The sequence below is a fragment of the Achromobacter sp. SD115 genome, from assembly GCF_017355315.1.
Lineage (GTDB): Bacteria > Pseudomonadota > Gammaproteobacteria > Burkholderiales > Burkholderiaceae_B > Achromobacter > Achromobacter xylosoxidans_B.
This window is the reverse complement of the sequence record NZ_JADIJM010000030.1, coordinates 12,845-24,555: the sequence shown is the minus strand read 5'-3', so window position 1 is coordinate 24,555 and position 11,711 is coordinate 12,845. Positions and strand designations below refer to the sequence as shown.

At 67.7% G+C, this 11,711-nt stretch carries 12 protein-coding genes and 1 riboswitch; of the genes, 9 read left to right on the top strand and 3 right to left on the bottom strand.

Going from position 1 to position 11,711, the window contains the following annotated elements; genetic code table 11:
* Positions 1-90: 90 nt before the first annotated feature.
* The 9 genes from IPU70_RS29290 (at position 91) to metF (ending at position 8,588) form a co-directional block, all read left to right on the top strand.
* Positions 91-1,068: a tripartite tricarboxylate transporter substrate binding protein gene (locus tag IPU70_RS29290; RefSeq protein ID WP_207472658.1), complete on the top strand. Its 978-nt coding sequence runs from the start codon at positions 91-93 to the stop codon at positions 1,066-1,068.
* Positions 1,069-1,105: 37 nt separating this feature from the next.
* Positions 1,106-2,527, top strand: coding sequence for a 3-isopropylmalate dehydratase large subunit (leuC, locus tag IPU70_RS29285; protein ID WP_207472657.1), 1,422 nt, complete (start codon positions 1,106-1,108; stop codon positions 2,525-2,527).
* On the top strand, positions 2,524-3,171 hold the full coding sequence (gene leuD / locus IPU70_RS29280; RefSeq protein ID WP_207472656.1) for a 3-isopropylmalate dehydratase small subunit: 648 nt from the start codon (positions 2,524-2,526) through the stop codon (positions 3,169-3,171). Before leuC ends, leuD begins: the two co-directional genes overlap by 4 nt.
* Complete coding sequence (locus IPU70_RS29275) at positions 3,168-4,055, top strand: alpha/beta fold hydrolase (protein WP_207472655.1); 888 nt, start codon at positions 3,168-3,170, stop codon at positions 4,053-4,055. Before leuD ends, IPU70_RS29275 begins: the two co-directional genes overlap by 4 nt.
* Positions 4,056-4,173: 118 nt before the next feature.
* The gene (locus IPU70_RS29270; protein ID WP_013396815.1) at positions 4,174-4,410 is read left to right on the top strand and encodes a DUF1289 domain-containing protein; all 237 of its coding nucleotides are present in this window, start codon (positions 4,174-4,176) and stop codon (positions 4,408-4,410) included.
* A gap of 78 nt (positions 4,411-4,488) precedes the next feature.
* Complete coding sequence (locus IPU70_RS29265; protein WP_207472654.1) at positions 4,489-5,595, top strand: glycosyltransferase family 1 protein; 1,107 nt, start codon at positions 4,489-4,491, stop codon at positions 5,593-5,595.
* A gap of 35 nt (positions 5,596-5,630) precedes the next feature.
* Positions 5,631-5,765, top strand: a riboswitch (S-adenosyl-L-homocysteine riboswitch).
* A 100-nt stretch (positions 5,766-5,865) separates the two neighbouring features.
* The gene (ahcY, locus tag IPU70_RS29260) at positions 5,866-7,284 is read left to right on the top strand and encodes an adenosylhomocysteinase (RefSeq protein WP_013396813.1); all 1,419 of its coding nucleotides are present in this window, start codon (positions 5,866-5,868) and stop codon (positions 7,282-7,284) included.
* Positions 7,285-7,404: 120 nt separating this feature from the next.
* A complete protein-coding gene (locus tag IPU70_RS29255) occupies positions 7,405-7,740 on the top strand; it encodes a phage holin family protein (protein ID WP_006389784.1) in 336 nt (111 codons plus the stop codon).
* Positions 7,740-8,588 carry a methylenetetrahydrofolate reductase [NAD(P)H] gene (metF, locus tag IPU70_RS29250; RefSeq protein WP_207472653.1) on the top strand — a complete coding sequence of 283 codons (849 nt, stop codon included), beginning with the start codon at positions 7,740-7,742 and terminating at the stop codon, positions 8,586-8,588. The genes IPU70_RS29255 and metF overlap by 1 nt, the downstream gene beginning before the upstream one ends.
* Positions 8,589-8,667: 79 nt before the next feature.
* Here metF and IPU70_RS29245 read toward each other — a convergent pair whose 3' ends face one another.
* From IPU70_RS29245 to IPU70_RS29235, 3 genes are read right to left on the bottom strand one after another with little or no spacing between them, the layout of a single operon-like run.
* The gene (locus tag IPU70_RS29245) at positions 8,668-9,642 is read right to left on the bottom strand and encodes a tripartite tricarboxylate transporter substrate binding protein (protein ID WP_207472652.1); all 975 of its coding nucleotides are present in this window, start codon (positions 9,640-9,642) and stop codon (positions 8,668-8,670) included.
* Positions 9,643-9,671: 29 nt separating this feature from the next.
* The gene (locus tag IPU70_RS29240; RefSeq protein WP_207472651.1) at positions 9,672-10,829 is read right to left on the bottom strand and encodes a CaiB/BaiF CoA-transferase family protein; all 1,158 of its coding nucleotides are present in this window, start codon (positions 10,827-10,829) and stop codon (positions 9,672-9,674) included.
* Between the two features lie 2 nt (positions 10,830-10,831).
* On the bottom strand, positions 10,832-11,686 hold the full coding sequence (locus tag IPU70_RS29235; protein WP_013396809.1) for a CoA ester lyase: 855 nt from the start codon (positions 11,684-11,686) through the stop codon (positions 10,832-10,834).
* Positions 11,687-11,711: the final 25 nt, after the last annotated feature.

Genomic DNA, 11,711 nt, shown 5'->3' with positions numbered 1-11,711 from the left:
CTGGATCATTAATTATAAGAACAGGACCGGCTTATACACTGGGCTCACCACTACAGAGCCGCCTGGCGCGGCCAAACGAGGAGACCAGGAATGAAGATCAACATAGCGGCCGGCACCTTGTGCGCGGCCATCGCCGCATCCTGTTGGACCCAGCCCGCCGCCGCCGACGCCTTTCCCCAGCGTGCCGTGACGCTCATCGTGCCGTTCGCGCCCGGCGGCAGCGTGGACATCGCCGCGCGCCTGATCTCCGACGCCTGGGGCCGGGCGTTGGGGCAGAGCGTGGTGGTGGAGAATCGCGCCGGCGCCTCCGGCAACATCGGCATGGCCGCGGTGGCACGCGCCGAGCCCAACGGCTACACGCTGGCCGTCAACACCATGTCGCTGGCCATCAACCCGGCGCTGTTCCAGAACATGCCGTTCGACACGCGGAAGGACCTGCGTTCGGTCGGCACCATAGGGACCTCGCAGCACGTGCTGACGGTGACCAACACGCTGCCGGTGGCCAATGTGAGCGAATTGCTGGCCTATGTGCGCGCGCGTCCCGCCAACGACCTGAGCTTCGGTTCGGCGGGCACCGGCAGCACCTTCCACATGGCTGCGGAACTGTTCAAGTCGGTCTCGAAGACGCAGATATTGCATGTGCCCTACAAGGGCGGCGGCCCGGCCATGTTGGACACCATCAGCGGCCAGGTGCAGATGAGTTTCCCGGTGCTGTCCGCGGCCAAGCCGCAGGTCGACGGCAACAAGCTCAAGGCGCTGGGCGTGACCGGCACCAAGCGTTCGCCGCTCTTGCCCGACGTGCCCACCATCGCCGAATCCGGCCTGCCCGGCTACGAGTTCAACACCTGGTTCGTCATCAGCGCGCCCGCCGGCACGCCGCAGGCCGTGATCGAGACGTTGAACACCAAGCTGGAACAGGCTTTGCGTTCGCCGGAGCTGGCGCAACGCATGGGCCGCGAGGGCTTCGATCCCCTGATCTCTTCCCCCGCCAAGACCGACGCCATGGTGGCCGCCGAGATGACGCGCTGGGCCGGCATCGTCAAGGAAGCCGGCATCCAGGCCAACTGATCGGGCCGCAAGACCCAAACATCGAAGGACGCAAGACATGCCCGGCATGACGCTATACGACAAACTGGTGGCCAGCCATGAGGTGGCCCGGATCGACGCGGAGCACATCCTGCTCTACGTCGACCTGCACATCATGAACGAGTACACCAGCCCGCAGGCTTTCAGCGGCCTGGCCGCGCGCGGGCGCGGCGTGCTGCGTCCCGGGCAGCAGATGGCGGTGGTGGACCACATCATTCCCACGCATCCGGTGCCGGCGGCGCTGCGCGTGATCGCCGATGATGCCTCGTCGCGCCAGGCGCTCAACCTCAAGCGCAACTGCGACGAACAAGGCATTGCGTTGTTCGACACCACCGATCCGCTGCAAGGCATCGAACACGTGATCGCGCCCGAGCACGGCATGATCCTGCCGGGCATGGTGGTGTTGTGCGGCGACAGCCACACCACCACCTACGGTGCGTTGGGCGCGCTGGGTTTCGGCATCGGCACGTCCGAAGTCGAGCACGTGCTGGCCACGCAGACGCTGGCGTACCGCGTGGCGCGCAACATGCGCATCCGCGTCGACGGCGCGCTGCCGGCCGGCGTTACCGCCAAGGATCTGGTGATCTGTATCGTGCATCGCATCGGCGCGCAGGGCGCGCGCGGCCACGCGGTGGAGTTCTGCGGCGAGGCGATAGCCGCGCTGTCCGCCGAGGCTCGCATGACCTTGTGCAACATGACGGTGGAAGCTGGCGCCCGCGCCGCATTGATCGCGCCAGACGCCACCACCGAGGCCTATGTCGCCGCGCACGCCCCGGAACTGCATGGCGAGACGCTGGCGCAGGCGCGGGCCTATTGGGCTGCGCTGCATTCGGACGCGGACGCTGTGTTCGACGCCGAGCACGCGCTGGATGCCGCCGCGATCGCGCCCTTCGTCACTTGGGGCACCAGCCCGGACCAGGCCATGCCGGTGGACGGCGTGGTGCCGGATCCCCAGGCCGAGCCCGACGCGCTGGCACGCCTGGCGCTGGAAAAAGCCATGGACTACATCGGCCTGGCGCCCGGCACGCCGATAGCCGGCGTCCCGATAGACCGCGTGTTCATCGGCTCCTGCACCAACGGGCGTATCGAGGATCTGCGCGCGGCGGCCGCGGTCGTGCGCGGCCGCAAGGTGGCTGCGGGGGTGCGGGCCATGGTGGTCCCCGGATCGGGCGCGGTGCGCGCCCAGGCCGAAGCCGAGGGCATCGCCGCGCAATTGATCGAGGCGGGCTTCGAATGGCGTCAGCCCGGCTGTTCCATGTGCCTGGCCATGAACGACGACGTGCTCAGCCCGGGCGAGCGCTGCGCCTCCACCACCAACCGCAATTTCGAAGGCCGGCAGGGGCGCGCGGGCCGCACGCACCTGATGAGTCCGGCCATGGCCGCCGCCGCCGCGCTGGCCGGCCGCATCGTCGACGTCCGCGTCTGGGAGCAACAAGCATGACCGCAACCATAGCCGGCGTCGCCGCGCCGCTGCCTTTTTCCAATCTGGACACCGACCAGATCATGCCCAAGCAGTTCCTGCGCATCATCGACAAGGCGGGGCTGGACCGGGGCTTGCTGCATGACCTGCGCTTTGATGCCGACGGCGCGCCGCGGCCCGATTTCGTGCTGAACCAGCCCGCCTATGCCGGCGCGTCCATCGTGGTGGCGGGGCCGAACTTCGGCTGCGGTTCCAGCCGCGAGCATGCGGTGTGGGGCTTGCAGCAATTCGGCATCCGCGCCGTGATCGCGCCCAGTTTCGGCGAGATCTTCTACTTCAATGCGGTCAACAATGGCCTGTTGCTGATCAGCCTGGCGCCGGCCGAGATCGACGCCTTGCTTGCGCGGGTGTCCAATGCGGATACCAACCGTCTCGGCATCGACGTGGCGGCCGGGCGCGTCGTCGCGGCGGACGGCTGGACGGCGGCGTTCACGCTGCCCGAGCGGCATCGCCGCATGTACGTCCAGGGGCAGGACATGGTGGGCGCATCATTGCAGCAGCTGGACGAGGTAGAACGTTTCGAGGCCCGCCATTGGGCGCGGCATCCCTGGATGAAAGACTTGGCGCGCCGCGTGCGCGACCGCCTGGACCGAGAGGCCGTATGACCGCATTTTTCGACCTGCCCGTACGCCGCATCGCCGCCAATGGCATAGAGATCGCCGCGCGTGTCGACGGTTCGGGCCCGCCGCTGCTGTTGCTGCATGGACATCCCCAGACTCACGCCATCTGGCACCGCGTCTGGCCGGAGCTGACCCGCCATCGCACCTGCGTGGCGGCAGACCTGCGCGGCTACGGAGACAGCGACAAACCTGCCGCGTCCGCGGACCATTCGGCGCATTCCAAGCGCGCGATGGCGGCCGACATGATCGGGTTGATGCGTGCCCTCGGTCATGAGCGCTTCGAAGTGCTGGCGCACGACCGCGGCGCGCGCGTGGCGCACCGCTTGGCGCTGGACCATCCGGCCACCGTCAGCCGCATGATGCTGCTGGACATCGCGCCCACGCTGGACATGTACGAAGGCACCACGCGCGCCTTCGCCCAGGCCTATTTCCACTGGTTCTGGCTGATCCAGCCTGCGCCCCTGCCCGAAACCATGATCGAGCGCGACCCGGTGTTCTACCTGCGTTCCGTGATGGGTGGACGGCCCGGCGGGCTGGCGCATTTTTCCGCCGAGGCCATGGCCGAATACGAGCGCGCCGCGCGCCTGCCCGGTTGGGCCACCGGCCTCTGCGAGGACTACCGCGCCTCCGCCACGCTGGACCTGGAGCATGACCGGGCCTGCCGGGACGCTGGCGAGCGCCTGAGCATGCCCTTGCGGGTGCTGTGGGGCGAGCGTGGCGCGGTGGGCCAGAACTTCGACGTGCTGGCCCTGTGGCGGGCGGTGGCGGCCGAGGTGTCCGGCGGTCCGCTGCCGGGGGCGCACTATCTGGCCGAAGAGTGCCCGGACGCCCTGCTGGCGCAGGCGGCGGAGTTTTTCGGCTGGCGCTGACGCGCTCTGCGAGCCTGGTGCCCGCGCTTAGCACCGCGGGCGCGGACAGATGTTGAAGTCCGGGCAGGACATAGGGCCTTCTAAAAGGGGACGCACTCCGGGTGTTAACCTAGGCCCAATGAATCAGCACCACGTCGACCTCTCCAAAATTCCCGAGCCCGAAGACGCGCAACGCGCCTTCAAAGCCACGGATTCCCCCTGCGTGGCGGTCTGCTCCACCCTGTTTGACGACATCTGCCGCGGCTGCGGCCGCACGGCCATGGAAGTCGCCAACTGGGTCTTCATGACGGAAGAGGAAAAGCGCGAAGTCTGGGTGCGCATCACGGCGCAAGGGTATCCCCGCCGCAACAACTAGCACCCGGCCGCGCAGGCCGTCTTGGGCATGTCACATGGCGCGGGCTAAATCGCGCTATTGCCCACTTCCGGCTCCATCATGCGCATCGTCCTGGTCACGGATGCCTGGCATCCGCAAGTCAATGGCGTCGTCCGCACCTGGACGACCATGCAGCAGATCCTCGGCGAATGGGGCCACGAGCTGATCGTGGTGAACCCGCAGGGCAGCCGCACCGTGCCGGCGCCCTCCGAGCCGGACCTGCGGCTGTGTCTGCAGCCCGGCCGCCAATTGCGCCGCATCCTGGGCGATATCGTGCCCGACGCCCTGCACATCGCCACCGAAGGTCCGCTGGGCCTGGCCGCGCGCCGCATGGCGCTGGCGCGGGGCTGGCGCTTTACGACCTCGTTCCACACCATGTTCCCGGACTACCTGCAGGCGCGCATGGGCATCCCGGCGGCCTTGCCGTGGCGCTATCTGCGCTGGTTCCACCGGCCCTCGCAGCGCGTGCTGGTGCCCACCCCCACGGTGCGCGACGTGCTGGCGCGGCGCGGCCTGGCGAACTTGCAGATCTGGTCGCGTGGCGTGGACCCGCGCAAGTTCCAGCCGGGCGCCGACCAGGCCTTCCCCGATCTGCCCCGTCCCGTATTCCTGAGCGTGGGCCGCGTGGCGCGGGAAAAGAACCTGGACGCCTTCTTGTCGCTGGATCTGCCCGGCAGCAAGGTGGTGGTGGGCGCGGGGCCGGATGAGGCGCGGTTGAAGAAGCGCTTTGCCGGCGCTGTCTTCCTGGGCATGCGGCATGACGAAGCGCTGCCAGCGCTTTATGGATCCGCCGACGTCTTCGTGTTTCCCAGCCTGACGGACACCTTCGGCCTGGTCATGCTGGAGGCCATGGCCTGCGGCACGCCGGTGGCCGCCTTCCGCAGCGAGGCGCCGTTGGCGGTGGTGGCCCAGGGCGTCACCGGATTCCTGGACGAGGACCTGGCCCACGCCTGCCGCGCGGCCTTGTCGCTGGACCGCCACGCGGTGCGTGAACACGCGCTGACGCGCAGCTGGGACTCGGTTGCCTCGACCCTGCTGGCTGCACTGGTGCCCCTGGACGGGAGCGCCCGTGGCGTGGAACACGCAGAGGTATCGTGCGTGCCCGAAGGGGCCGCGCTGGCGAGGCGACCCGGCGGCGAAATGCCCGCCAGGGAGCCAGGGGTTTGATCCCTGGCGCACGGTTCCCGGGTACAATGCCCGGCAATCCTGAGGAGCGTTGCGACGACCCTGCGGTTCCCGCCAGCTTGTACGGCTGCGGAACCAGGCTCGCCAGGCTCAGGAATCCTTGTTCAAGCGGCGCGCCTTGCGCGGCGCTACAGCAACGGCGCTCACCTTTGTCGCATATGGCGGGAAAGGCGAGCACTCGACCATCGTGGTGTCTTCGCGTTGTCCGGCCATATCGTGCGCCGTTCGTATTTCACGTGGAGCCTACACACCATGAATGCTGTGACCGATAAATCTTTCTCCGACTACCTCGTCGCCGATATGTCGCTGGCCGGCTGGGGCCGCCGCGAGCTCGCCATCGCCGAAACCGAAATGCCCGGCCTGATGGCCATCCGCGAGGAATTCGCCGCCAAGCAGCCGCTCAAGGGCGCGCGCATCGCCGGCAGCCTGCACATGACCATCCAGACCGGCGTGCTGATCGAAACGCTGGTGGCGCTGGGCGCCGAAGTGCGCTGGGCCTCGTGCAACATCTTCTCCACGCAAGACCATGCCGCCGCCGCCATCGCCGCGTCGGGCACGCCGGTGTTCGCCGTCAAGGGCGAAACGCTGGAAGAGTACTGGCAGTACACCCACAAGATCTTTGAATGGCCCAATGGCGAAAACGCCAACATGATCCTCGACGACGGCGGCGACGCCACCTTGATGCTGCACCTGGGCACCAAGGCTGAGAAGGACCTCTCGGTGCTGGCCAACCCGGGCAGCGACGAAGAGCGCATCCTGTTCGCCGCCATCAAGGAAACCCTCAAGCGCGATCCCAAGTGGTACTCGACCCGCCTGGCCCTGATCAAGGGCGTGACGGAAGAAACCACCACCGGCGTGCACCGCCTGTACCAGATGTCGCAGAAGGGCGAGCTGGCCTTTGCCGCCATCAACGTCAACGACTCGGTCACCAAGTCCAAGTTCGACAACCTGTACGGCTGCCGCGAATCGCTGGTCGACGGCATCAAGCGCGCCACTGACGTGATGGTCGCCGGCAAGGTTGCGGTCGTGGCCGGCTACGGCGACGTCGGCAAGGGCTGCGCCCAGGCGCTGGTCGCGTTGCGCGCCCAGGTCTGGGTCACCGAAGTCGACCCGATCTGCGCCCTGCAGGCCGCCATGGAAGGCTTCAAGGTCGTGACCATGGAAGAAGCCGCCGCCCATGGCGACATCTTCGTCACGGCCACCGGCAACTACCACGTCATCACGCGTGAGCACATGAACGCCATGAAGGACCAGGCCATCGTGTGCAACATCGGCCACTTCGACAACGAGATCGACGTCGCCAGCCTGGCCGACTGCAAGTGGGAAGAAATCAAGCCGCAAGTCGACCACGTCATCTTCCCGGACGGCAAGCGCATCATCCTGCTTGCCCAGGGCCGCCTGGTGAACCTGGGTTGCGCCACCGGCCACCCCTCGTTCGTGATGTCGTCCTCGTTCGCCAACCAGACCATCGCCCAGATCGAGCTGTTCACGCGCAACGAAGCCTACACCTCGGGCCAGGTCTACGTGCTGCCCAAGCACCTGGACGAGAAGGTCGCGCGCCTGCACCTGAAGAAGCTGGGTGTGAAGCTCACGACCCTGCGCCAGGACCAGGCCGACTACATCAACGTGCCGGTGGCGGGCCCCTACAAGCCCGAGCACTACCGCTATTGAGGGTTGTAGCAAAATAGGGAAGTGCCGCGCCACGTCGGCGCGGGCTTTCCGGCCTGCAGGATCCCTGCCGCGAACGTATCGGCGCGACAGGGCCGGCAGGCTCACAACAGGAGATCGAACATGGCCTTGATACTCGTCTGGATCCTGAATGCGGTGGCCTTGCTGGCCGTTGCCTACCTGCTGCCCGGCATCACCGTGGCCAGCTTCGGATCGGCGCTCATCGCCGCGCTGGTGCTGGGCCTGGTCAACATGCTGGTCAAGCCGGTGCTGGTGCTGCTGACGCTGCCCATCACGATCGTCACTCTCGGTCTCTTCCTCATCGTCATCAACGCCTTGTTGTTCTGGTTCGTCGGCTCCGTGCTGAAGGGCTTCCAGGTCAACGGGTTCTGGTGGGCCGTGGGCGGTGCAATCCTGTACAGCATCATCTCTGGCTTGCTTACCAAACTGATCCCCTGATGTCTGACTCGACTACTCCCGCATTCAGTCTGGAATTCTTTCCCCCGCGCGACCTGGCCGGCCAAGAGCGGCTGGTGCGCGCGGCCAAGCAGATGCTGGCCATCCAGCCCAAGTACGTCAGCGTGACCTTTGGCGCGGGCGGTTCCACGCGCGCCGGCACGGCGGACGCCGTGCGCACGCTGCGCAACCTGGGTTGCGAGGCGGCGCCGCACCTCTCGTGCGTCGGCGCCACGCGCCAGGACCTGCGGGAAATCCTCCAGGCCTACAAGAACGACGGCGTACGGCGCGTAGTGGCCCTGCGCGGCGACCTGCCCTCGGGCATGGGCGGCGATGCGGGCGAACTGCGCTACGCCAATGAGCTGGTGTCATTCATCCGCGAGGAAACGGGCGACTGGTTCCACATCGAAGTGGCGGCCTATCCCGAAATGCATCCCCAGGCGGCCAGTCCCTCGGCCGACCTGGAGCATTTCGTGAACAAGGTGAAAGCCGGCGCCGACGCGGCCATCACGCAGTACTTCTTCAACGCCGACGCCTATTTCGACTTTGTCGACCGGGCCCAGGCCAAGGGCGTGAACGTGCCCATCGTGCCGGGCATCATGCCCATCACGAACCACACGCAGCTGCTGCGCTTCTCGGAAATGTGCGGCGCGGAAGTGCCGCGCTGGATCCGCCTGCGCCTGGCCGAGTTCGGCGACGACAAGGCCTCCATCCGCGCCTTCGGCGTGGACGTGGTGACCGAGCTGTGCCAGACGCTGCTGGACAATGGCGCGCCGGGTGTGCATTTCTACACCTTGAACCACGCGGAAGCGCCGATGGCGGTGTGGAAGGAACTGTCGCTGCAGGCATAGCGGCGGCGCGTTTGACAAGCGCCGTAACGGCCAAGCCCACCCGCGAGGGTGGGCTTTTCTTTGGGCGTGCGCTGGCCGTTTACTCCGGCTGGATGCCCGCCTGCCGGATCTGTTGGCCCCAGGCGTCGTATTGGGACCGCACGAACTGCTGCAGCGGTTCGCCCGTGGCCAGGTCGGGTTCCATGCCCATGGCGCGCAGTTTTTCCTGGATCGCGGGCTCGCGCATCGTGGCCGTCAGTTGGTCGGACCACCACTGCGCGGCCTCGGGCGCCAGGCCGCCAGGGCCGGCCACGCCAATCCAGCCGGTCAGGTCCAGGCTGCCCATGCCCAATTCCTGGGCCGTTGGCACGGACGGCAGGATGGTCGAACGCTTGCTGGAAACGAGGGCCACGGCGTTCAGGTTCTTGGCGCGGATCTGGGGCAGCACGGCCCCCAGGTCGGCCGCCACGAAATCGATACGCCCGCCCAGCAGGTCGGTGATGGCTGCCGGTTGGCCCTTGTAGGGAACGGCCAGCACGTCGGCGCCCGCAGCGCGGCTGAACGCCGCCGCGACGACCTGGCCCGTGCCCGAGCCATAGCCGCTGGTCACCGAGTTTGGCTTCTCCTTGGCCGCCGCCACCAACTGGCGCGCATCGCCATGCTGGCCGGCTGCGCGCGTGACGATGACCACGTCGAAGCGGACCACGCGTCCCACCTGGGTGAAGTCCTTCATCGCGTCGTAGCGCTGGAAAGCCTTGGACAAGTAAGGGCCGGACGAACTGGTGGCGCTGGAACTCGGCATCATGGTGTAGCCGTCGGGCGCGGCGCGCGCCACGGTGTCCACGCCCAGCACGCCCAGCGCGCCGGGCTTGTTCTCGACGATGATCTGCGCGCCGCTGCGGGCGCGGATATCGTCGACCACCACGCGCGAGACGTTGTCGATGGTGCTGCCGGCGGGAAAGCCGACCACGAAGTGTATGGGCTTGTCCGCCTGCGGGTAGCTGGAGGCCGCGCCTGCCAGGGACGGCAGGCACAGCGCGGCGGCGATCAGTGCGGATTGAATGTTGTTTTTCATGTCTGTCTCCTCGTGCTTGGAACCTGGGCTCAGGCCGCCCGGCCGGCCTGGACTTCCGCCAGGATTTCGGCTGTGTGTTCGCCCAGTCCGGGCGGGTGCCGCCGGATATCCGCCGGCGTGCGGCTGAACCTGACTGGCAGGCCCGCCTGAATCAGGCGCCCTTCGGTGGGGTGCTCGGATTCATGCCAGAAGCCGGTGGCCCGCAGGTGCGGATCGGCCAGCAGTTCCTCGAAGCCATTGACCGGCGCGTAGGGGATGTCGGCGCTCGCCAGCAGCTCAACCCATTGCGCCGTGGTGCGCGTGTCCAACACGCTTTCGACATAGCTGTACAGCTCGGGGAAATGCTTGCTGCGGCTGTTGAGCGTCAGGTAGCGCGGGTCCTGCGCCATCTCGGGGTTGCCGGCCAGCGCGAAGAAGCGCTGCCATTGCGGCGTGGTGTAAGGCACCACGCTCATGTAGCCGTCCTGGGTGCGGAAGGGGCGGCGGTACTCGTTGAGCAGACGCGTGTAGCCCGCCGGCCCTTCGGGAGGCACGAAGGTCAGCCCGGCCAGATGTTCGGGCGCCAGGAAGGCCACCATGCATTCGAACATCGGCACTTCCACGGCCTGGCCGCCCGCGCCGCGTTCACGCGCCAACAGCGCGCTGGTCACGGCGTTGGCCACATACAGCGCTACCACCTTGTCGGCGACCACGGAGTTGACATAGCGCGGCGCCTCGGCGCCCGCGCCGCCCTGCAGCCAGGCCATGCCGGACGCGGCCTGGATGGTGTCGTCGATGGCGGCGCGTCCGGCGTAAGGGCCTTGCTCCGAATAGCCGTAGCAGGCGCAATAGACCAGCTCGGGAAAGCGGGGCTGCAGCGTGGCGTAGTCCAGGCCCAGGCGGCGCATGGCTGGGGCGCGCATATTGGAGATGAAGACGTCGGCGCCGCCGATCAGCGCGTCCAGCTGCGCGCGGCCCTCGGCGGTCTTGGCATCGATCACCGCGCTGCGCTTGTTGCGGTTCAGGTTCAGATGGGTATGGCTCATGGCGGCGTGGCGCTGGGGCGTGACGTGGCGGAACACGTCGCCCTCGGCGGATTCCACCTTGATCACGTCGGCGCCCATGTCGCCCAGCATCTGGGTGGCCATGGGCCCCATGCCGACGCTGGTCATGTCGATGACGCGTATGCCGTGCAGTGGTCCGGGCATGGTCAGTCCTCCCCCAGCAGGCGGCGCGCCAGGCGCAGGTGCGGGCGGTCGATCATCTTGCCGTCCAGGCGCAAGGTCCCCGCGCCCGGGTTGGCGGCGAAAGCTGCGATGACCGCACGGGCCCACTGTAATTGGCCGTCGTCCGGACTCAGCGCGGCGTTGACGGCATCGACGTGGCGCGGATGGATCGCCATCTTGCCGACGAAACCGTCGCGGAACGCCTCGCCGGCCTCGGCGGCCAGCACCTCGGGCGCATCCAGATCGACGCAGACCGTGTCGATCGCGCGCACGCCGGCGGCGGCGGCGGCCATCAGGCACAGTGAGCGCGCCAGGCGGAAGGGCTCTGTATAGCGGCCCGCGTCGCGGTTGCGCAGCGCGCCGACGTCGGCGGCCAGGTCTTCGCCGCCCCAGGACAGTCCCCATAGCCGGGGCGTGGCATCGCGGTAATCGTGCAGCCCGAACAGGGATTGCGCGGTTTCGGTGACGATGGCGAGGATGCGCGTGGCGCCGGGCGCCGTGCCGGCCACGGTTTCGAAAGCGTCCAGATAGTGCGACAGGTGCAGCAGGTCGGCACGGCCGGAGCACTTGGGCAGCACGATGCCGTAAGGAGCGGCAGGCAGCACCGCGGCCAGGTCGGCCAGGGCGTCGCCGCTGTCCAGCGCGTTGATGCGTACCCATAGCTGCTTGGCCGGAGCGCCACGCTCCAGCATGGTGCGGACTTCCGCGCGCGCCGCTGGCTTCCGGTCCGGAGCGACGGAGTCTTCCAGGTCCAGGATCAGGGCATCGGCGGCGCTGGCGGCCGCGTGATCGAATTTACGCCCGGAATCGCCGGGTACGAACAACAGAGAGCGGGTCATTACGGTTCTCCCGATGCGGCGGCAG

Coding starts and splice junctions, on each gene's coding strand:
- IPU70_RS29275 (WP_207472655.1), top strand. CDS start 3,168: ATGACCGCATTTTTCGACCTGCCCGTACGCCGCATCGCCGCCAATGGC.
- IPU70_RS29265 (WP_207472654.1), top strand. CDS start 4,489: ATGCGCATCGTCCTGGTCACGGATGCCTGGCATCCGCAAGTCAATGGC.
- IPU70_RS29235 (WP_013396809.1), bottom strand. CDS start 11,686: ATGACCCGCTCTCTGTTGTTCGTACCCGGCGATTCCGGGCGTAAATTC.
- IPU70_RS29245 (WP_207472652.1), bottom strand. CDS start 9,642: ATGAAAAACAACATTCAATCCGCACTGATCGCCGCCGCGCTGTGCCTG.
- ahcY (WP_013396813.1), top strand. CDS start 5,866: ATGAATGCTGTGACCGATAAATCTTTCTCCGACTACCTCGTCGCCGAT.
- IPU70_RS29270 (WP_013396815.1), top strand. CDS start 4,174: ATGAATCAGCACCACGTCGACCTCTCCAAAATTCCCGAGCCCGAAGAC.
- IPU70_RS29255 (WP_006389784.1), top strand. CDS start 7,405: ATGGCCTTGATACTCGTCTGGATCCTGAATGCGGTGGCCTTGCTGGCC.
- metF (WP_207472653.1), top strand. CDS start 7,740: ATGTCTGACTCGACTACTCCCGCATTCAGTCTGGAATTCTTTCCCCCG.
- leuC (WP_207472657.1), top strand. CDS start 1,106: ATGCCCGGCATGACGCTATACGACAAACTGGTGGCCAGCCATGAGGTG.
- leuD (WP_207472656.1), top strand. CDS start 2,524: ATGACCGCAACCATAGCCGGCGTCGCCGCGCCGCTGCCTTTTTCCAAT.
- IPU70_RS29290 (WP_207472658.1), top strand. CDS start 91: ATGAAGATCAACATAGCGGCCGGCACCTTGTGCGCGGCCATCGCCGCA.
- IPU70_RS29240 (WP_207472651.1), bottom strand. CDS start 10,829: ATGCCCGGACCACTGCACGGCATACGCGTCATCGACATGACCAGCGTC.